This window comes from Mumia sp. Pv4-285, assembly GCF_041320275.1.
In the GTDB taxonomy this organism is placed as follows: Bacteria; Actinomycetota; Actinomycetes; order Propionibacteriales; family Nocardioidaceae; genus Mumia; species Mumia qirimensis.
This window is the reverse complement of the sequence record NZ_CP162023.1, coordinates 4,579,706-4,598,562: the sequence shown is the minus strand read 5'-3', so window position 1 is coordinate 4,598,562 and position 18,857 is coordinate 4,579,706. Positions and strand designations below refer to the sequence as shown.

The 18,857-nt window shown below is 68.1% G+C and carries 19 protein-coding genes and 1 pseudogene; 8 read left to right on the top strand and 12 right to left on the bottom strand.

All coding sequences use genetic code 11. The annotated features are described in order from the left end of the window. Positions 1 to 3: 3 nt before the first annotated feature. From AB3M34_RS21920 to AB3M34_RS21905, 4 genes are all read left to right on the top strand, one after another. Positions 4 to 495 carry a GbsR/MarR family transcriptional regulator gene (locus AB3M34_RS21920; RefSeq protein WP_370616982.1) on the top strand — a complete coding sequence of 164 codons (492 nt, stop codon included), beginning with the start codon at positions 4 to 6 and terminating at the stop codon, positions 493 to 495. A gap of 459 nt (positions 496 to 954) precedes the next feature. Next, positions 955 to 2,340 carry a replicative DNA helicase gene (gene dnaB, locus AB3M34_RS21915; RefSeq protein ID WP_370616981.1) on the top strand — a complete coding sequence of 462 codons (1,386 nt, stop codon included), beginning with the start codon at positions 955 to 957 and terminating at the stop codon, positions 2,338 to 2,340. Positions 2,341 to 2,882: 542 nt separating this feature from the next. Next, a complete protein-coding gene (locus tag AB3M34_RS21910) occupies positions 2,883 to 3,278 on the top strand; it encodes a zinc-dependent metalloprotease family protein (RefSeq protein ID WP_370616980.1) in 396 nt (131 codons plus the stop codon). A gap of 10 nt (positions 3,279 to 3,288) precedes the next feature. Then, on the top strand, positions 3,289 to 4,047 hold the full coding sequence (locus tag AB3M34_RS21905; protein WP_370616979.1) for a hypothetical protein: 759 nt from the start codon (positions 3,289 to 3,291) through the stop codon (positions 4,045 to 4,047). 347 nt (positions 4,048 to 4,394) lie between these two features. Here the strand turns inward: AB3M34_RS21905 and AB3M34_RS21900 are convergent, their stop codons facing one another. The 6 genes from AB3M34_RS21900 to AB3M34_RS21875 form a co-directional block, all read right to left on the bottom strand. Further along, positions 4,395 to 4,634, bottom strand: coding sequence for a nickel-binding protein (locus AB3M34_RS21900; RefSeq protein WP_370616978.1), 240 nt, complete (start codon positions 4,632 to 4,634; stop codon positions 4,395 to 4,397). 90 nt (positions 4,635 to 4,724) lie between these two features. Then, positions 4,725 to 7,316, bottom strand: a complete 2,592-nt coding sequence (locus AB3M34_RS21895) for a helix-turn-helix transcriptional regulator (RefSeq protein ID WP_370616977.1) — start codon at positions 7,314 to 7,316, stop codon at positions 4,725 to 4,727. 63 nt (positions 7,317 to 7,379) lie between these two features. Further along, positions 7,380 to 7,754 carry a DUF4345 domain-containing protein gene (locus AB3M34_RS21890; protein WP_370616976.1) on the bottom strand — a complete coding sequence of 125 codons (375 nt, stop codon included), beginning with the start codon at positions 7,752 to 7,754 and terminating at the stop codon, positions 7,380 to 7,382. 12 nt (positions 7,755 to 7,766) lie between these two features. Further along, complete coding sequence (locus AB3M34_RS21885) at positions 7,767 to 9,071, bottom strand: hypothetical protein (protein ID WP_370616975.1); 1,305 nt, start codon at positions 9,069 to 9,071, stop codon at positions 7,767 to 7,769. Then, positions 9,068 to 10,258, bottom strand: a complete 1,191-nt coding sequence (locus AB3M34_RS21880) for an ATP-binding protein (protein ID WP_370616974.1) — start codon at positions 10,256 to 10,258, stop codon at positions 9,068 to 9,070. The genes AB3M34_RS21885 and AB3M34_RS21880 overlap by 4 nt, the downstream gene beginning before the upstream one ends. Continuing rightward, complete coding sequence (locus tag AB3M34_RS21875; protein ID WP_370616973.1) at positions 10,255 to 10,698, bottom strand: hypothetical protein; 444 nt, start codon at positions 10,696 to 10,698, stop codon at positions 10,255 to 10,257. Before AB3M34_RS21875 ends, AB3M34_RS21880 begins: the two co-directional genes overlap by 4 nt. Positions 10,699 to 10,789: 91 nt before the next feature. Between AB3M34_RS21875 and AB3M34_RS21870 the strand changes: the two genes are divergently transcribed. Then, entirely contained in the window at positions 10,790 to 11,527 is a 738-nt protein-coding gene (locus AB3M34_RS21870) for a hypothetical protein (RefSeq protein ID WP_370616972.1), read from the top strand. Here the strand turns inward: AB3M34_RS21870 and AB3M34_RS21865 are convergent. From AB3M34_RS21865 to AB3M34_RS21855, 3 genes and pseudogenes are all read right to left on the bottom strand, one after another. Further along, positions 11,475 to 11,834 carry an MmcQ/YjbR family DNA-binding protein gene (locus AB3M34_RS21865; RefSeq protein WP_370616971.1) on the bottom strand — a complete coding sequence of 120 codons (360 nt, stop codon included), beginning with the start codon at positions 11,832 to 11,834 and terminating at the stop codon, positions 11,475 to 11,477. The two genes, AB3M34_RS21870 and AB3M34_RS21865, sit on opposite strands and share 53 nt — an antisense overlap. A gap of 13 nt (positions 11,835 to 11,847) precedes the next feature. Then, positions 11,848 to 12,264 carry an NAD(+)--rifampin ADP-ribosyltransferase gene (gene arr, locus AB3M34_RS21860; protein ID WP_370620096.1) on the bottom strand — a complete coding sequence of 139 codons (417 nt, stop codon included), beginning with the start codon at positions 12,262 to 12,264 and terminating at the stop codon, positions 11,848 to 11,850. Next, a pseudogene (locus AB3M34_RS21855) lies at positions 12,259 to 12,678 on the bottom strand (YdeI/OmpD-associated family protein); the annotation flags it as partial. The pseudogene AB3M34_RS21855 and the gene arr, both read right to left, overlap by 6 nt. A gap of 223 nt (positions 12,679 to 12,901) precedes the next feature. Here AB3M34_RS21855 and AB3M34_RS21850 point away from each other — a divergent pair. After that, positions 12,902 to 15,613, top strand: a complete 2,712-nt coding sequence (locus AB3M34_RS21850) for a PQQ-binding-like beta-propeller repeat protein (protein WP_370616970.1) — start codon at positions 12,902 to 12,904, stop codon at positions 15,611 to 15,613. Between the two features lie 57 nt (positions 15,614 to 15,670). Here AB3M34_RS21850 and AB3M34_RS21845 read toward each other — a convergent pair whose 3' ends face one another. Continuing rightward, positions 15,671 to 16,033 carry a DoxX family protein gene (locus AB3M34_RS21845; protein ID WP_370616969.1) on the bottom strand — a complete coding sequence of 121 codons (363 nt, stop codon included), beginning with the start codon at positions 16,031 to 16,033 and terminating at the stop codon, positions 15,671 to 15,673. A gap of 290 nt (positions 16,034 to 16,323) precedes the next feature. Between AB3M34_RS21845 and AB3M34_RS21840 the strand changes: the two genes are divergently transcribed. Then, positions 16,324 to 16,785: an iron chaperone gene (locus AB3M34_RS21840; protein WP_370616968.1), complete on the top strand. Its 462-nt coding sequence runs from the start codon at positions 16,324 to 16,326 to the stop codon at positions 16,783 to 16,785. A 40-nt stretch (positions 16,786 to 16,825) separates the two neighbouring features. Next, positions 16,826 to 17,287 carry a VOC family protein gene (locus AB3M34_RS21835; RefSeq protein ID WP_370616967.1) on the top strand — a complete coding sequence of 154 codons (462 nt, stop codon included), beginning with the start codon at positions 16,826 to 16,828 and terminating at the stop codon, positions 17,285 to 17,287. 5 nt (positions 17,288 to 17,292) lie between these two features. Here AB3M34_RS21835 and AB3M34_RS21830 read toward each other — a convergent pair whose 3' ends face one another. Beyond that, a complete protein-coding gene (locus AB3M34_RS21830) occupies positions 17,293 to 17,949 on the bottom strand; it encodes a class I SAM-dependent methyltransferase (RefSeq protein ID WP_370616966.1) in 657 nt (218 codons plus the stop codon). Between the two features lie 16 nt (positions 17,950 to 17,965). Beyond that, positions 17,966 to 18,856, bottom strand: a complete 891-nt coding sequence (locus AB3M34_RS21825; protein ID WP_370616965.1) for a helix-turn-helix transcriptional regulator — start codon at positions 18,854 to 18,856, stop codon at positions 17,966 to 17,968. Position 18,857 lies beyond the last annotated feature (1 nt).

Below are 18,857 nucleotides of genomic sequence, written 5' to 3'. Positions count from 1 at the left end.
ACCATGTCTGACGACGAGGTCCTCGCACGGGAGAGGTTCGTCGACTCGTTCGGTGCGGCGTTCCACGAGGCGGGCATCCCGCCGATGTCGTCGCGGGTCTTCGCGTACCTGCTGGTGGTCGATCGGGAGAAGGTCAGCGCGCGCGAGCTCGCCGAGGGCCTTGGCGCCAGCGCGGCGGCGGTCTCCGGTGCGGTGAACTACCTGATCGGCGTCGGGATGATCGAGCGAGCCCCTGGCACCCGCGGTGACCGGCAGCACTACTACCGCCTGTTCCCCGGGGACATCTGGACGGCCATCCTGCTTCGCCGGCTGCCGCTGGTCGAACGATGGTACGAGAGCATGCGCGCGGGGATCGCCGACCTGGGACACGAACCACAGGCGGGGTCGCCGCTCTACGAGAGCGCGCTCTACTTCGAGTTCATGAGGCAGGAGACGCCGGCGATCATGGAGCGGTGGAAGGCGTACCGGGACGCGCACCTCGGCGACCAGGGCTGATTCGGACATCTGGGGCGGGGTCGGGCAATTTAGATCCGATCCAACCTGTGCGCAACTCGAGAGACACGCCCGTCCACGAGTTTCGTTCCACACGCGGGGGACGACGTTTCCCCAGGTCAGCCCACAGGTGTGGAAACCCCACCGCGGTAATCCACACACATACCCACAACCTGTGCACATGCACAACCGCAGTTATCCACACAAAAGGGGTCGCCATCCACAAAGGCTGTTGATCGTCGACTTTCACCAGGGGCCCGCACACGCGTAGTTTGCTTCTCGTTCGGTGGGTGGTCGGGAGTTCGTCATCGCAGGCAGGGGTGGCTGCGGGACTCCTCGGGATCCGTCGGAGGTCCCCCGTACGCTCGAGGGTGAATCACATCCATGTGGTTCACCGGGCCAGAGGCGCGTGGGGTCCTCGCAGTCCGTGACGGGGTCGAGCGTACGAGGGGTGGACTCGCGTTGAGCGTTGCCGAGCTGGGTGCGGTGCCGGAGCCGCCAGACGACTACGGTTACGGCGGTAGCCAGGTCGACCGCACCCCGCCGCAGGACAACAACGCGGAGCAGTCGGTCCTCGGCGCGATGATGCTCTCGAAGGACGCCATCGCCGACGTCCTGGAGTCGGTCAAGGCGATCGACTTCTACCGTCCGGCCCACGAGGAGATCTTCGACGCGATCCTCGACCTGTACGGCCGTGGCGAGCCTGCCGACGCAGTCACCGTCTCGGCCGCGCTCCAGCGCCGGGGCGAGCTCGCGAAGATCGGCGGAGCTCCCTACCTCCACACGCTCGTCGCCAACGTGCCGATCGCGGCCAACGCCTCCTACTACGCCGACATCGTCCGCGAGAAGGCCATCCTTCGACGGCTGATCTCGGCCGGCACCAAGATCGCCCAGATGGGGTACGCCGGCGAGGGCGAGATCGACGACATCGTCGACACCGCGCAGTCGGAGGTCTTCGGGGTCACCGAGCAGCGCACGTCCGAGGACTACTCGATCTTGAACGACCTCATGGAGGCGACGTTCGACGAGCTCGAGGCGATCGCTGCCCGCGACGGCCAGATGGCCGGTGTGCCGACGGGGTTCGCCGACCTCGACCGCCTCACCAACGGCTTCCACCCCGGCCAGATGATCGTCGTCGCCGCACGACCCGGTGTCGGCAAGTCCACCCTCGGGCTCGACGTCTGCCGCTCCGCCGCGATCAAGCACGGGTTGACGACCGCCATCTTCTCGCTGGAGATGAGCCGCATCGAGATCACGATGCGTCTGCTGTCCGCCGAGGCGCGTGTCGGGCTGCACGAGATGCGTTCGGGTTCCTTGAGCGACGACCAGTGGGCCAAGCTCGCCCGACGCATGGGCGAGGTCTCGTCCGCGCCGATGTTCATCGACGACTCGCCCAACATGACGATGATGGAGATCCGCGCCAAGGCACGACGTCTCAAGCAGCGCCACGACCTCAAGATGATCGTCATCGACTACCTCCAGCTGATGACGTCGGGCAAGAAGGTCGAGAGCCGCCAGGTCGAGGTCTCGGAGTTCTCACGTCAGATCAAGCTGCTCGCCAAGGAGCTCGAGGTCCCGATCATCGCGATCAGCCAGCTCAACCGTGGCTCCGAGCAGCGCACCGACAAGCGGCCGATGCTGTCCGACCTGCGTGAGTCCGGCTCGATCGAGCAGGACGCCGACATCGTGGTCCTGCTGCACCGCCCCGACATGTACGAGCAGGAGTCGGAGCGGCTGGGCGAGGCCGACTTCATCGTCGCCAAGAACCGTTCGGGTCAGCCGGGCACCGCGACGGTCACGTTCCAGGGCCACTACTCGCGGTTCATCGACATGCCGAAGGAGTTCTGAGCGGGCACGGATTCCGTGGCCACAACGTGGCCGATTGACAGATCTGCACAGATCGGTGTTCGCCATCGCCAGCCTTGCAGTGATCAGCCGGCCACGGCACCCTTCCGCCTGGGAGCGCTGGCTCGGCTTCGCTGCAGCGCTCGTCTCCGGTGCTTCTCTCGGCGTGGCTGGATGCTTGCACCTCCAGCGTCGAATGGTGCATCAGCACATGGCGTCACGGCACCCAGGGGTTTCCGTTCCGAGCAGCCGTCGCTCGTGACCGTTTAGGACAGCTCCGACGCGAGGCGCACCTCCGCGCGATGCAGCTCCCTTGGCCCGACATGGCTCACCAACGTTCATAAGTTCATCCGAGTTTGGCGACGGAATCAGCCTTGGCTTGCCGGCTGTCGGCTGATCAACGCAAATCTGGCGACACCTGATGCCAAGCAAGGGATTCGACATGAGACCTGCCCAACGGATGAGCGCGGTACTTGCTGCCCTCAGCCTCCTGACCGCGCTACTCATCGCAGTGAACCCGTCCCAGCGAGCGGGACGAACTGGTTGTGTCAGACGCGACAAGCTGGATTCGCATCAATCGGATTCCAGCGACAGACATCGGCCCCACGGTGTGGCACAGCACCGCCCAGACCAATGCCGACGTCATCGTGTTCGACCGCTACTACGACGACTACTGCGGACTCGCGTGGGACAGCGGGGTGCTCGGACTGGCGACCTGTCGGAGCATCACGGCCACGAACCGCTGCGATCAGGCGAACGTGCGGTACAACAACACCTTCACGTCTAACTGGACAGCGACATACCACCGATCGCTCGCGTGTCACGAGGTTGGTCATGCCATCGGGCTGAAGCACCGCGAGGACCAGTGCATGGAGACAGTGGGCCTGACCCGCACTGGTTACTCAGCCCACGACGTCGCCCATATCAACGCCGAGTTCTGAGGAGAATCAGATGTTCGAAACACGATTGCTTCGTCGAGCATCCATCGCCTTGGCGGCAACCGCGAGTGCGATGGCCCTCACGGGGTGCGCGTCCTCGCAGCCCGCCGACGCAACCTTCAACCTGGACGCATCGGCGGAGTCCAGGTACCTCTTCGGGAACCTGGCCGCGTACATGGAGTCGGTCAAGTTCCTGGAGACCGCGACAACCTTCGCGGAGTACCTTCCCAGCCAACCGATCCAACTCGGCAAGGGTGCTGCGGTAGCTGCCTCGGAGCTCGTCGTGCAGGGACGGATCGCCGAAGTCGAAGGCGCACGCGGCTACTTCGTCCCCGGGGGCCCCGACGCCGACGCTGACTCGGGCACCGAGGCCGCCTTCGATGACCCCCGTGCAACGTGGCGCGTTGCGTCAGTCACGGTCGACGTCGGCGACGGTGTCGGGCAGGAATCCATGCCTAAGCAACTCCGATTCGGTGTGGTCGTCGATGGCCCCGATACCGACGCTCTGCTAACCGGTCTGCGCGACCTGGATGAGGTCGTGGTTGTCCTCGACGGGCAGGGCTTCTTCACGTTCGATCCTGACCTGTACAACATCAGTCGGTTCGGATCGCTGCTCGGTGCCATCGACGAGAACGGCACGATCGGATTCCCCGCGATTGAGCCGGCTGAGCAGGCCGAGTTCGTCGGAGACTTGACCACATGGTCGAAGGTCGAGAAGGAATACGAACTCGAGAAGGAGCCGATCAGCGTCGAGATGCCCGCTGCTGAGTAGGGTGAGCCGCCCTTGCCACGAAGCTGTTTGGCTTCCATTGGCAGGGTGACAATCGTTCAGAGCTCCACTGGGTCCCGCGCCCCGCGGGACCCAGTGGCTCGGGCATCGTGCTGCACAACGGGACGCGTTGGCGGATCTCTCGCCCATGGCACCGTCCGTTGGTGCCCACCAGCCACGGGTGGGACTATCGGTCCTCGCAGAGGATTGGGACCATCTCGCGATCATCACGATGGTTTGGTCTGGAATCGCTCTGTTTGGCGACCGAGTCGCCATTTCTGGCTGGACCTCACATCCGGCGAGTATGAGATCCGCGCGAAGGCGATCAGGCCAGACTTGAGGATCTCGGGTCAGGCACCTTCGACGACTTGATAGATCTCGTCCGCCACGAGACCGTGCGCCTCGCGGTGCACGGACGCGGCGGCGTCGGCCGTGGGGGCGTCCGTGAGGCAGAAGATCTTGGCGTTCTTCTCGTCGACCCAGTAGCGAAGGTAGTGGACGCCGTGGGGTCCCTGAGTCTGCAGGTCGGCGGCATGGGCCTTGGCCACGTCGTCGAGATTGATCGGTCCATCGAGCGAGTGGACATCCATGAAAAGGGGCATCGAACTGCCTTTCTCGTCGGTCTTGACTGGAGCTCCAGCACACTCGACCGACCCGACTCACCGCGTCGGGAGTTCGCCCTATATTGGCGGCTCACTCTCCGGCGACACGATGCCCAGCTGGCGGGCCCGGGCGGTCGCTCTTGCCCGGCTCGGCGCGTCCAACTTCTGAAGCACGGCCGAGACGTGGTGGCCGACTGTCTTCGGTGCCAGCACGAGGGCGTGGGCAATCTCCTGGTTGCTGAGCCCCTCACACAGCAGGTGCAGCACCTCCAGCTCCCGGGCAGTAAGGCCGTGTGACTCGACTGGCGTCGGACGACGCCCCCGCGGAACGGGCACTCCGCGTCGTTCCCACTCCCGTGCGGCTGCCCGCAGCGTTGCGCTCGCACCGAGCTTGACCAGCAGTTCGAACGCGGTTCGGGCATGGGCGGGATCATCGGAGCCGGCCAGCGTGATGGCGTGCCAGAACGGGTCCCCGGTCCTCTCCCACAGAGTTGCGGCCTCGCTCCACCGGCCGGCCAGCATCAGGTCGAACGGCGGGGCGACGGGTGAGGCCTTCCGAGGACCGTTCGACAGTGCTGACCACCAGGCGAGCGCGCCGATCCACCAACCGTTCATGGTCTCGCCCGCCGCCTGCCACGCGCGGTCGATCTCAGTCTGCACACTGCGCGGTCGGTCGCTGATCCATGCGGCCTCGGCTCGAACCGTCGCGACGGGGACCGCGACTCCCGGGACGCGTCCACGGCTGGCCAGGCTGAGTGCCTCGTCCAGGTGGTTCGTGGCATCAGGATCCCCCCGGCGGATCCCGATGGTCCCGAGGACCAGCAAGGCGGTGGCCCGGCCGCTGCTCGAGCCGCGCGTCTCGAGGACGGCTCGGCACCGCCCCAACGCCTGGTCCCAGTCCCCGGTAATCAGATCCACCTCAGCGGCCATCGCCTCCATGTTGAGCCGCCAGGTGTCGAGATCGCGCTTCAGGCAGTAGCCGATCCCGGCAGCGAGGTAGTCTCGCGCATCCACGACCAGGTGGTCGCTCAGCGTCGCCGTCACGAGGTTGTTGTAGGTCCTTGCCGTGTGCTCGTGGGCCCCGTCCTCCAGGCCTCGGTCCAAGCTCGCCTCCAGCAGGGCACGACCCTCGTCCAGGTGACCGGACGAGCTGAGCGCGGTGCCGATATTGGTCTGGGCGTGCATGACGACCTCGTCGGCACCGACGTCGGTGCCCAAGCTGATCGCGCGTCGTCCCCAGGTGATGGCACCCGCCGCGTCCCCGGCGAGCATGCACAGCTGGGACATGTTGCTGAAGGCCATGGCCAGCGGTTCACCTGCGGGGATCATCTCGAGGATCCGCACAGCCTCGTTGCCGTACTCGTGTGCTTCTCGCGTGCGACCCATCAGCCAGCTGATCCGCGAGCACCATCGCAGTGCCACTCCAACGCCCGGGGCGTCGCCCGCGGACCGGTGCAGGTCCAAGGCGGCGCGACTGCACTCCAAGGCTTCCTCGAGCAGCCCGATGAGATGGCACTCGACGGAGAGCTCCTCGAGGAGCTGCGCCTGGTCGCGGTCGGGGAGCCGGCTGCGATGTCGCGCTGCGGCCCGCAGATGTTGGGCCGCTTCTGCATGCGCGCCCCACTGCGCCGCCTGCCGGCCCGCTCGAGGTGCGTGGACGAGGATCGCGTCCGCGTCCCTCGCCCGCTCGGCCATCGTTGCCATCAAGCGCTCGTCGGTGCAGGTGTGCGCATCCAACCAAGCCAGCGCCCGTTCCGCCAGGTCCGTGGCCGTTGCCAGCGACAGAGCATCGACGATGACCTGCCGAGCCAGGTCGTGACGGAAGTCCACAAGCCGGTCGGTGGAGACCAACAGACCGCCGTGGAGACACTCCTCGAGACCCGTGGGACGGGTCGCGGCGGTCGCGAGCACAAGATCCGCGTCGGAGCGGCCGAGCACGGCCACCGCGTCGAGGACGGTCCGACCGGGCGGAGAGAGTCGCGCGGCCCGACTCAGCACCGCATCGCGCAGGCCCGGGGGCAGGCGATCGGTGTCAGCCGCCAGCAGCTCGCCGATGAAGAAGGCGTTCCCCTCGGTCCGCTGGAACAACACGTCGACGTCGACCGTCGCACCCACCTCGCGTACCCACTGCTCGACGGCTGAACGGGTCAATGCCGGCACTGCGAGCCGCACGGTCGTGGCACACGACGCCAGGTCCCCGAGCACGAGTGTCAGGAGATGGTCCGGGCCGATCTCGTCGCTGCGGAACGTCACGAGGATCAGCACAGGGGCGTCCCGGAGCCGTCGTCCGAGGTAACGGAGCATGTCCAGGGTCGCCTCGTCAGCCCAGTGTGCGTCCTCGACGACGAGGATGGTGGGTTCCTCGCCGAGCGCCGAGAGCACGGCGCTGTTGAGCATGAGCACGTCGGGATATCCTCGCAGCTGCTCTGCGATGTGGGGGCCGAGTGCATCGGCGATGTCGGTCAGTGGCCCCATCGGGCGTGCCGGCACGGCCCCGTCACACACTCCACGCAACACCCGTGCGGCGCTGCCCGAAGCGAAGTGCTCCACGAGGGCGCTCTTCCCGATGCCGGCCGGACCGTTGACCAGCACCATGCGTCCCCGGCCGTTCCTGACCTCGTCGAGATACTCGGCCAGGGCTGCCAGTTGAGACTCTCGTTCGAGCAGCACCTCTCCATCGAATACCCCGCAATGCGCGGATGCAATCGATTCCCGAGGGATGCGAGTCTGCCCCTACGGGGTACGGCGGTCTCGCCGTGCCGCTGCCTCGACGGCGAGCGGGGCGGCCAGCTCCACGGCGAGCAGCGCGTCGTGGAAGCGGTGCGGCCGGCCGAACGTGGAACGGGTGACGAGTCGAGAGAGGCCACCGAGGGCCATGAGCCCGGCAAGGAGCCGTAACCGGCCGAGGTCAGGCTCGGTGTCCGCCGAGGCGTCGAGCCAGCCCACTCCGTAGCCCGCGAAGGCGGCGCCCATGAAGCGGACGTGCGAGTCCACGGTCGCATCCCCACTCATGCCGGGCTCCGTGCGTACTCCGCCGACCACCTGCAGCGCGCCGATGCCGACACAGGTCCATCCGGTCACGCGTCCCAGCGTCTTCAGTGCTGACATGACGCCACCTTGTCACGATGGCGGGTCAGTGGCCTTTCGCGGAGCCGGTCGCGGGTCCTGACCACCGAAGTCGGCCACCCGGTCCCAGATCCAGTCGGCCATCGATGCGGCGACGGCCTCGTCGGGGTGACCGGGGCGACGCTTGACCAGTCTGCCGAACGCGACGACGACCAGGTACGCCCCGGCGTCGTCCGTCATCACCGGTTCCCAGGCGTCGTTCTCGGGCCATGCCGGATACGCCGCTGGGTCCGCTTCGATCTCGGCGGTCACGGCTCGGATCTCGGCTGCTGACATCAAGCGGAAGGACTCAGGCAGTCCCCAAGCAGCACCGCTGCCGGGCTGCTGGCCGTCCTTCCAGGCCACCAGATCGTCCGCGGCCAGGGCGCCGGGCATGTCCGCCTCGTCGGAGAACGTGGCCCCTGGTCGGAGGGTGGCGCCGACGTCGGCGGGCAGCACGCCGTCCAGCGCGGCCAGAGCAGAAGCCAGGTCGGTGCCGAGCACCTGGTCGCGGAGCTGCTGCCACGCCAGCTCGATCACCCCTGAGCGCCGAAGGTCCTCGAGGGTGAAGTCGTGGGCGTCGGCATTCTCGAGGGCTTGTCGCATCCTCCGGGCTGTCTCGACGAGGCCCTGGAACAGCCCCTCGGTGGGATTCTCGCGCAGCAGTCGCAGACCGAGCTCTTCGGCGTCGACGAATCGGTACTGGACCAGATAGGCCCAGCCGAGCATCAGAGCGATCCACGAGCTCGCCGCATCGGCCCGGATGGCCTCCTCGGCCGCGGGGATGATCCGGTCGGGCGGTGCGTAGCTTCCGAGCAGGTACCCCGCGCGTTGCGCGATGGCCGTCGGTAGCTCGTCCGGAGCCGTCCGTGAGCACATGGCCACCGCCTCGTCGAGCTGGCTCCATCCCTCCTCGTGCTCTCCGGAGAAGGCCAGGGCGCTCCCCAGCTCCATCCAGTCGCCCCAGTCCTCCTGGCTCTCACCCAGCACGGTGCGCGCCCACCGCAGCGTCTCCGGATGGTCGTGCTGCGCGGCCGCCAGATGTCGGAGGGCGCGAGCCGCATTGATGAACTGGCCGTCGCGCCGACCCGCCACCTGCAGGTAGAGGCGCCGCGCCTCGTCGGCCTCGCCGCAGACCTCACGGTGGTTGCCGAGCAACAGCGACGCGCTGCTTCGCTCCGGCCGGACCGCCAGCACCTGAAGCACCAGCTCGGCGATCTTGGGATGCGTGGGCTGTGCTTCGAAGAGCTCCCAGGCGAGATCCAGGTTCCGCTCCACAGCGTCGGTGTCAGCCGCAGGATCGCGCTCGAAGCCTGTCATCGCATGCCTCGCTTGACCCGGTACGCCCGCAGCTGGTCGAAGGTGCCGTCGTCGACGCCGTACTCCAGCACGGGCGCCACCTGGTCGAACCAGGACGTCGTAGAAGGGGTGATGCTGCCGACCGCGGCCAGCATCGCGTCGGTGGTGACCGGCACCAGCGCACCGCTGCTCATCGACTGGGCCATCGCCTGCTGCAGCACCGTGGTCGTCAGGTGACTGAGGTCAGCACCGGAGAACCCCTCGGTTGCCGCAGCGACCGCCACGACGTCGACGCCGTCGGCCGGCTTGCCCTCCAGCGCGCCTTGGACGATCGCGGCCCGGGCGACCGCGTCAGGTGGCAGCACGAGCACGGTCTTGTCGATCCGGCCCGGTCGGCGCAGTGCGGAGTCGATGTCCCACGGGCGGTTCGTCGCCGCGAGGAAGTAGACGCCGTCGTTCGCGCTGGAGACCCCGTCGAGCTCCTCCAGCAGCTGTGTCACGAGCATCCGCATCGTCTGCGACCCGCCACCACCGGACGTACGCCGGCCACCAAGCGCATCGAACTCGTCGAAGAAGATCACGCACGGCGCTGCTGCTCGGGCGTCGCGGAACACGCTCTGGATCGCCTTCTCGCTCTCCCCGATCCACTTGCTGAGCAGATCTGCGAGGGTCACGTGGATGAAGGACGCTCCGAGGTCGCCGGCGATCGCCCTGGCGATGTACGTCTTGCCGCAACCGGGTGGGCCGTACATCAGGAGGGAGCCCCCGGGCGTCTGGCCGAACGCCGCCGCCATCTCGGGGTTGCGCAGCGGGGCGAGAAACGTCATGTCGAGGTGCTGCTTGACTTCGGCGAGGCCGGCGACGTCGGCCAGCGTCACTGCCGGGCGCACGGCGTCCCAGAGCGACGCCGTCGCAGCAGCGGTGCTGTCCAGACGGTCGTCGTCGGCCGGAGCCGGAGCCGGAGCCGGAGTCGGGGCCGGGTTCGACGATCGCAGTCGCGCGGCCATCAGCCGGGCGCGCAGCAGACGGGTCCGTGCCGGATCACCGCCGAGGGCCTCGAACGCGTCCAGCTCGGTGGCGGCGCGACCGGGGTCCTTCTCGAGCAGCAACGTGACGAAGTCCTCGCGCAGCGCCAGGTTGCCGGGGTCGGCCACCACCTCGCTCGCGATCACCTCGATGAAGTTGTCGCCTGGGCCGTCGGCGCTCACTCCGCCGACCCTTCGATCCACCCCTTGAGCAGGCCAAGGTTCCCCAACGGGATGTAGTGGCCGATCTGCGGGTGGTCCAACGTCACACCGAAGACGCCGGATCCGCCGAAGGAGGCGACGTAGTCGATCGCAGCCGGCATCGGCACGCCGAACAACGGCACCGACCCGCCATCTGCGCCGTCCAGGCCGAGGACGCGCGCGGCTTCGGTCGCTCGTGCTGCGCTGCTGTAGAGGCAGATCATCGGACCGTGCTCGAAGGCCACACCGTAGGGGCGGGGCTGGTCGGCCGAGCCTCGCGCGATGAAGAACCAGTGCTCCAGCCGGGCCACCTGCTGCCACAGCGCGATCTGCGCCGTCGTGTCCCCCGGGGGCGCTGCTTTGACGGCCTCGTCGAGTCGGTCGAGCTCGGCCACCATCTCGGGTTTGTTGTCCCTGGTCATCTGGTTCTCTCTCGTCAGGTTCCAGGAGTAGCCAACCATCCCGTCGATGGGCCGGAGCAGGCGGCCGGACAAACGTCGGTACGATCCGCGAGTGGATCGGAGGCAGCTGAAGGCCAGGCCGGTCGCGGCACGTGGCTATGGCAACGCCTGCTTCCTCGACGAGGGCGATGCCGCGAGGGCCGACGCGGTGGTGTTCGCGCCGTTCGACGGCGCATGGACGGTGTACGCGACGGACGAGGCGGCCGTACCGATCGAGGCGACACTGCGCACGTTCGGTACGGACTCCGAGGCGTTCGACTACATGTACCAGTGCTTGCGGGACAAGGTCGCCGCCCGGCGCGCCGTGGTGAGCGCGCGCGTCGAGGCGGATGCGGCCGAGGAGGCGCGCAGTGGCGACCCGGAGCAGATGGTGTACAGGACGCTGCGCCTGCTCGACAGCTATCGAGAGCTGGGCCTCGTGGGGACCCTGACGACTCTCGCGTTCCTCGCGACAGCGGTCGGCTGGCTGGGGATCTTGCCCGTCCGCGACGACGCGCGGTGGCTGCCGGTCGTGGCGGTCTGCTACAGCCTCGCTGTGGTCAACATGGCCGCGCAGTGGTGGCTGGGCCGCCACGACGACGGTCGTCTCGGACGTCGGGCGTCCGGCACTGCGGTCGGCACGGCGCTGTTTTCCACGGTGGCGGTCGTCTGCATGACCATCCGGGCGGGTGACGTGGAGAATCCGCTCTACTGGCTCCCCCCGGTCCTGGCGCTGCTCAGCTCGATCACAGTGGCGATCATCCTGGGCCGTCGGGATGCGCGAGGTCGTACGCGAGGGAGAGCTTCTTAGGGACGACCATCCGCCAGGCGTCGACGACGAGCTCGCGGGCTTCACCACGGTCCAACGCCGCGAGGTCGGCGTGCACCCAGTTGAAGCGCATGTCCGACTCAGACGGCAGATGGAAGGTCTCCGGGTCGCTCGCGACGAGCGCAGCGCGCTCCTCCTTCGGGTAGGCGAAGCCCATCACGCGCTCGTCGAGCGAGAACGCCACGTAGACGATCTGCTTGACGCGGAACTTCAACCTGCCGCGTACGAACACCTCGTACGAGCGGTCCAGCTCCGTCCCCAACGGCCGGACGTCCTCGATCACCGCCATGCTCGAAGCCCTCTCACTCGTTGATGGCCTCGATGCCCTGACGGTCGAGCTCGTCGAGGTGGGCGCGCATGTTCAGGAGATCCTCGGGCGTGTGCGGCGCCCAGTCCACGACCTCGTCGACGACGCGCAGCGGCTCACGCGTCCGGTACGACCGCGTCGGGTTGCCCGGAAACCGCTGGTTCGTCAGGTTGGGGTCGTCCTCGAAGGGGCCCGTGGGTTCGACGCGATAGATCCTGCCCGGCCCCTCGCCGCGCGCCAGCTCTGCTCCCCAGGTCGCCGCGTCGAGGGTGGCGGTGAGGTAGATGAAGCTCGCCTCGCGTCCCTCGCCGTAGTTGGAGCCGTACCCGGCTGACAGAAGGTCACCGGGCTGCAAGCCGGCCTTCGTCCCGTGGAAGAACGGCCCGGGATCCTTCTGCCGTAGCCCCTCGATCGTCTTCTCGATGCGGCGCTGCCGCGTCTCCGCCCTCTTCGCGCCCTCGATCTCGCGCACGAGCTGCCGTTGCTGACTCACGGTCAACCCCTCGTACGCGGCGAGCGCGCCGGGGTCGTCGGCGAGCGCGGCCGCGAAGTCCTCGGGCTCCTCGACCGTCATGGGCTCGGTGTCGGCCTCGAGCTCCACCTCCACCTCGTCGCCGACGGCGACTCCGGCAGCAGCCCGGTTCGCGTTGCTGAGGCCGATCAGGTTCCGCCCGCGCATGATCGCGATCCTCGTGCTCCACGAGTGGCCGTTGATCGTGACCGTGACGCGAGGCCGCTTGCCCCCGTCGAGCGCCTCCACGACCTCGGGTGGCACCTCCAGGCCCTTCATCGGCTCCGGTGGTTCTACCTCGGTGCGGAACTTCATCATCTGCCTCCTTCCGGACGCACTCATGGTGGTCATCACCCGGGCCGCTCACAAGCGGAAGGGCTCGTCGGGGGTTGCCACCCTCTGAGCGTCCCACTAACGTGCGTGTCATCAGCCGGTTCGTACGGACCACTAGGCGGTCCCACTCGAACCCCGTCGTCTGCACGGCAGGCGAGCCCGGACGGGCGTGTGCTCGTCGGGGACCGACCAAGGAGATGAAGGCATGCGCACACGTCTGACAAGGGGGCGGGCCGCGAGAGTGCTGGGGGTGCTGCTGGCGCTCACGCTCGCCGCGTCCCCCGCGACCGGTCTGGTGTCCGCCGCGGAACCCGGCTCGCCCGACGGGCTCACGGCTGTCGATCCGACCGGGGCAGACATGCCCACGGTCGGAGGCAACCTCGGCAACCAGCACTACTCGGGGCTGAAGCAGATCACGAAGCGAAACCTCGACAAGCTCGGGCCGGCCTGGCGCACCCATGTTTCCGCGGTCGCCCCTGCCTCCGACGACGTGGGCCAGCAGACCACACCGATCGTGGTCGACGGCATCATCTACACCGACACCCCCAGCGGCGGCGTCATCGCGGTCGACGGCAAGACCGGCGATGCCGAGTGGAAGTGGGAGCCGGAGGGCTTCGACACGTCGGGCACGCGTCGGGGTGTCTCGGCCGGAGACGGCATGATCTTCACCATCGCCGACGAGAACCGGGTCGTCGCCCTCGACCAGGAGACCGGCGAAGAGGTCTGGGTCGTGCAGGCGCAGGGTCCGAACGGCGAGGACGTCGGCAACGTCGACCGGGTCGCGACCGTCTACAACGACGGCATCGTCTACGCCCACGCCGCCAACGGCGACCGCGCTGCCGTCGTCGCGCTCGACTCGAGCGACGGCAGCCACATCTGGCACTTCTTCGGCGGCCCCGACCGCGGCACGATCTTCACCGACGTCAACGGGAACTCCGTCGACGCAGGTGCCACCTGGGGCCCGGTGCTGCCGGACGGCACCGACTGTGCGCTGGAGGGGGGCTCGACGCCGTGGATCCACGGCGCGGTCGACCCCGAGCTCGGCATGTACTACATGACGTTCGGCAACGCGCGGAGCTGCACCAGCTCGCAGGACGGGTCGCAGCGCCCGGGTGACAACCTGTTCTCGAGCACGATGGTCGCCGTCGACATGACGACCGGCGAGTACAAGTGGCACTACCAGTCGATCAAGCACGACGTCTGGGACATGGACAACGTCCACCCGCCGACGCTCGCCGACATCAAGGTGAAGGGGAAGACTCGCAAGGTCGTCTTCTACGGCAGCAAGTCCGGTCACCAGTTCGTCATCGACCGCACGAACGGCAAGTCGGTGCTGCCGGTCGTCGAGAAGCCGATGATCACCGACTCTCGCCAGAACCACGCTCTGACTCAACCGTTCCCTGAGCAGCGGCTCCTGCCGGAGTGCGTCGTCTGGGAGAAGCTCGACCGGGACAACGTGCCTGGCGACCCGTGGCGTGCCGTCCCGAACTACAACGGCTACCAGCCCGACGAGGACGGCAACCTGCTGTTCAACCCGGACAGCTACGTGAAGCAGGACGAGCCGTTCCTGACCTACCCGGGGGGTCAGGACCACCGCAAGGGCTGCATGTACGACCCCCAGTGGGATCTGCCGATCCTCTCGACCACCAGCCAGAACGGCGGCGGTGACTGGTCCAACCATGCCTACAGCCACCGCACCAACATGGTCTACTTCCCGTACGGCACCAACCCGGTGGCGCACTGGAACGGCGCCGGCGCCAACGGCCAGCGGGCGATCGGCCAGTACCAGACCGGCGGCATCCTGGCGTACGACGCGTCCACCGGCAAGAAGAGGTGGACCAACCATCTCGGGACCGACATGTCGCACGGTCAGGGCCCGCTGGTGACGGCGAGCGACCTGCTGTTCGTCGGACAGATCGACGGCAAGCTCCTGGCGATGAACGCCAGGAACGGCGACGTGCTCTGGGACTTCCAAACGGGCTCCGGCATCGCCGCGGCACCGGTGACGTACGAGATCGACGGGGAGCAGTACGTCGCCATTCTCGCCGCCGGCTCCACCAACCCGTACGGCGCCTCGGTGACCCAGGGCGACTCGCTGTGGGCGTTCAAGCTGGGGGGCAGCTACACGACCGAGTCGGGCAGCCAGGAGGGTCCGGACACGGCGCCGCTGTCGATCCGCCGCCCGGTCATGGGTGGGCCGGTCGAGGGCTCGACGGTGGACAACACCGTCCTTCTCGGCCGTACGGACCGTTCGACCGACACGGCCGCCGCCCAGGACAGCACGTCCCAGCGGGGGATGGCGCCGACGCACCTCCGGGTGCCGGTGGGGACGACGGTCACGTTCCGCAACCCGGGCGTCGAGACGTTCCCGAACTTCCCCAACCAGCTGGAGCACTGCGCGACGCAGTACTTCGAGGGGGAGTTCAATCCCCGCCTGCAGCCGGGGGAGACGTACGAGCACACCTTCGACCGTGCCGGCGAGTACTTCTTCAACGACTGCACCGACCCGCGCCCGGCGGGCAAGATCGAGGTCTACCTCGAGCCGCAGGATCAGCCCGGCGCGTTCAGGTTCATCCCGTCATGGCTGCACCTCGGGCCGGTCACGGGACAGTTCACGAACGTGCGCGGGAAGGTCACGGCCACGTTCGACGTACCCCGTGGCTACCGCTACGACGGTGACGCCGTCCTGAAAACGCCCCTGTCGGCTTCGCCGGTCGTACCCACCAAGGTCTCGACCGTCACGCTGCCTCCGTCCCTCGGCGGCGGCACGAAGCTCGTCGTGCAGCTCGACCGTGCCGATCTCGACAACAACGTTCCCGAGGGCAACGGCGTGGCGTTGACGCTGACGGCGAACTTCCTCGACAAGGGGGTGCAGAAGCAGCTCACGTCGACCGCGACGGTGAAGGTCACCAAGTAGCCCGTCCATGCCCGGGCCGTCGGACACCGCACGTGTCCGACGGCCCGGTCGCGGCACTCACCACACGGTCGCGAGCCAGGCGGTGACGCCGGCGAGCACGACGAGCACCACGTTGAGCCCGATCACCTTCGCCTCACCCCGCGAGAGGTGCAGCGCCGTCGCCAGCACCTGGAGCACGACGAAGCCGAGCGCGGCGACGACGGCCAGCCACGGCGCGATGCCGGTCAGCGGCGGCAGGATCAGTCCGACGACGCCGAGCAGCTCGAGGACACCGATGATCCGGACCAGCCCCATCGGCACCGTGTCGACCCACCCCATCATCGGTGCGAGCTGCTCCTTGGTCTGCACGACCTTCTTGCCGCCGGCGTAGAGGTAGAAGACGCCCAGCAGCCCCGCGACGATCCGGTACGCGATCTCCATCGCTGGTCCTCCTCCATGGTTACTGTGAGTAAGCAGTGCCCATGATGGGCGCGTTCGGCCGACCGTACAAAAACAGGAGACGGTCGTGTCCTCGTACGGCTGCGCTTCACCGAGCTCCAGGCAAAGGTCCCGGGCATCTCCCAGCGAGCGGAGCCGCGCGTCGTACGACGCCGAGCACCCGTGATCGATCACGAATCGAGAAGCGACCCACCGGGCAGGTCCGGCATCGTGGCTGTCACGGCCGAGAAGGTCGTACGAGTCCACGACGATCACACCGAGGAGTGACCACCATGGCCGCAACGGGGAAGTCCGCAAAGAAGACCACGACCGCACCGGGGTTCACCGCCGAGGAGCGCGCCGCGATGAAGGAGCGCGCCGAGGAGCTCAAGGCCGAGGGGCGCGGCGGCAAGAAGAAGGCCGACAATCTCAAGGCCCTGCTCGACAAGATCGCCGAGATGCCCGAGCCGGACCGCGCGATGGCCGAGCGCATCCACGCGATCGTCACCTCCGTCGCGCCCGAGCTCGACGCGAAGACCTGGTACGGGATGCCGGCGTACCAGAACAAGGACGGCAAGAACATCTGCTTCTTCCAGCCTGCGTCCAAGTTCGACGCACGGTACGCGACGTTCGGCTTCGAGGGAGCGGCGAACCTCGACGACGGGACGATGTGGCCCACGGCGTACGCGTTGACCGAGCTGACCGACGAGACGGCCAAGCAGATCGAGGAGCTCGTGAGGCGTGCGGTGAGCTGAGCATCCTGAAACTGTCCGGCGGCGGTGCAACAGTGATGGGATGAGCCTCCAAGTCCAGGTCACCTTCGACGCACACGACCCGCGGGCGCTGTCGACGTTCTGGCGAGACGTCCTGGGGTACGTCCACCCCGGTCCGCCAGGCGTCGACCTCCCGGAGGGCGCCGATCCGCTCGCGGCGTGGGACGACCTCCTCGCGCAGCTCGGGGTTCCGGAGGAGGAGCGCAACACCAAGTCCGCCATCGAAGACCCCGATGGCCAGGGCCCGCGGCTGTTCTTCCAGCAGGTGCCCGAGGACAAGGTCGTCAAGAACCGGGTCCACCTCGACGTCCGAGCGGCTCCCGGTCTCGACGGGGACGAGCGGATGGCGGCGCTGGAGGCCGAGTGCGAGCGACTCGTGGCGCTGGGTGCGCATCGCGTACGCCGGTTCGAGGCCGAGCCTCCGATGGAGTCGGGCTTCATCGTGATGACCGACCCCGAGGGCAACGAGTTCTGCCTGGACTGATCGGGCTAGACCCGGGTGATCGTCGCCAGCCAGGCCGAGGCACCGGCGTCGTCGAAGCGCGTGTGGATGCGTTCGCGAGCGATCGTGGCGACCTCCCAGTCGGACCGACGACCGAACGTCGCTCGGAGGGAGTCCTGGCTGACCGGGTGCGGGCCCGAACCGGGGCCCGCGTCGCTGAAGCACAGCACGAAGAGGGTGCCACCCTGCTCGGTGACCGACGCGACGCTCGCCGCATAGCGTGGTCGCTCCTCCTCGTCGCACGTGTGGAACAGCCCGCAGTCCAGGACCGTCCCGAACCTGCGGCCCAGGTCCTGCAGCGCGAACGCGTCTGCGGTGAGCAGCTCGACGTCGATGCCGCGGTCGGCGGCCTTGGCCCGGGCGATCTCGAGCGCCGTCCCGGCCACGTCGACGCCCACGACCTCGAGGCCGAGGGATGCGAGGTGCAGGGCGTTCTCGCCCGTCCCGCACCCGGCGTCGAGCACGGGACCCTCGAACGCACCCCTCGAGGCGAGGCGTACGACCGCGGGTTGCGGGCCTCCCATGTCCCAGGGCGCAGGTCCGTCCTCGTACGAGGCGTCCCACGGGCGCCCCGACATGCGCTCGTGGCTGGTCGGCCGCCGACCGTGGAACGGGTCGTCCGAGGTCTCCGGTGGCTGTGACATCGACCTCTCCGACCGGTCAGTCCGAGGTGTCGTGCTGCTCGACCGCGGCGTGCTCCTGGGTGGCGACCCAGGAGGCGAGGAGCTTGAGGGCATCGGAGGAGGGGCTGCCGCTCGCCGCGGTGTAGACGTTGAGGTGGAGGCCGGGTTCGGACGGCAGCTCCATGGACTCGAAGTCGAGGTCGAGCTGCCCGACGATCGGGTGCCGCAGGCGTTTGCGGCCGCTGCGGTGATAGCGCACGTCCTGCGACGCCCAGCGCTGACGGAACAGCTCGCTGCGCGTCGAGAGCTCTCCGACGAGCTCGATGAGTGCCTTGTCGTGCGGGTTGCGTCCGGCTTCGAGGCGGAGCATCGCGGCGGCGTCACGGGCGATGTTGTCGTAGTCGACGAACAGCTCCCGCGCGGCCTCGGGGTGCAGGTACACGAACCGTGTGGTGTTCGCGGGCCGGCGTGGGTCCTCGAACACCGGGGCGTACAGCGCACGCGCCAGCGGGTTCATCGCGAGGATGTCGTGGCGGCCGTTTCGCACCCACGCCGGCGCGTCGGAGATCGCGTCGAGGACCTGCTGGACGGCCGGCCGCACGGTCGCCGACGGTGTGCGGCGGCGACGTGTGCTCGTGCCGGACTCGCGGGCGAGGTCGTACAGGTGGTCGCGTTCGGCATCGTCGAGCTGCAGGGCACTGGCGAGCGCGTCGAGCACCGACTCGGAGGCACCGGCCAGGCTGCCGCGCTCCATCCGCACGTAGTAGTCGACCGAGACCCCGGCCAGCATCGCAACCTCTTCACGGCGCAGCCCCTTGACGCGACGGTTGCCGCCGTACGCAGGAAGTCCCGCCTGCTCCGGCGTGATCCGGGCGCGGCGGGTGCTGAGGAACTCGCGGATCTCGCCACGAAGGTCCATCGATGCCATG

What these genes read in the sequence shown, in the direction of transcription:
- AB3M34_RS21920 (WP_370616982.1), top strand. Translation starts at nt 4, where the DNA reads ATGTCTGACGACGAGGTCCTCGCACGGGAGAGGTTCGTCGACTCGTTC.
- AB3M34_RS21905 (WP_370616979.1), top strand. Translation starts at nt 3,289, where the DNA reads ATGTTCGAAACACGATTGCTTCGTCGAGCATCCATCGCCTTGGCGGCA.
- AB3M34_RS21900 (WP_370616978.1), bottom strand. Translation starts at nt 4,634, where the DNA reads ATGGATGTCCACTCGCTCGATGGACCGATCAATCTCGACGACGTGGCC.
- AB3M34_RS21890 (WP_370616976.1), bottom strand. Translation starts at nt 7,754, where the DNA reads ATGTCAGCACTGAAGACGCTGGGACGCGTGACCGGATGGACCTGTGTC.
- AB3M34_RS21885 (WP_370616975.1), bottom strand. Translation starts at nt 9,071, where the DNA reads ATGACAGGCTTCGAGCGCGATCCTGCGGCTGACACCGACGCTGTGGAG.
- AB3M34_RS21875 (WP_370616973.1), bottom strand. Translation starts at nt 10,698, where the DNA reads ATGACCAGGGACAACAAACCCGAGATGGTGGCCGAGCTCGACCGACTC.
- AB3M34_RS21865 (WP_370616971.1), bottom strand. Translation starts at nt 11,834, where the DNA reads ATGGCGGTGATCGAGGACGTCCGGCCGTTGGGGACGGAGCTGGACCGC.
- AB3M34_RS21850 (WP_370616970.1), top strand. Translation starts at nt 12,902, where the DNA reads ATGCGCACACGTCTGACAAGGGGGCGGGCCGCGAGAGTGCTGGGGGTG.
- AB3M34_RS21845 (WP_370616969.1), bottom strand. Translation starts at nt 16,033, where the DNA reads ATGGAGATCGCGTACCGGATCGTCGCGGGGCTGCTGGGCGTCTTCTAC.
- AB3M34_RS21840 (WP_370616968.1), top strand. Translation starts at nt 16,324, where the DNA reads ATGGCCGCAACGGGGAAGTCCGCAAAGAAGACCACGACCGCACCGGGG.
- AB3M34_RS21835 (WP_370616967.1), top strand. Translation starts at nt 16,826, where the DNA reads ATGAGCCTCCAAGTCCAGGTCACCTTCGACGCACACGACCCGCGGGCG.
- AB3M34_RS21830 (WP_370616966.1), bottom strand. Translation starts at nt 17,949, where the DNA reads ATGTCACAGCCACCGGAGACCTCGGACGACCCGTTCCACGGTCGGCGG.
- AB3M34_RS21825 (WP_370616965.1), bottom strand. Translation starts at nt 18,856, where the DNA reads ATGGCATCGATGGACCTTCGTGGCGAGATCCGCGAGTTCCTCAGCACC.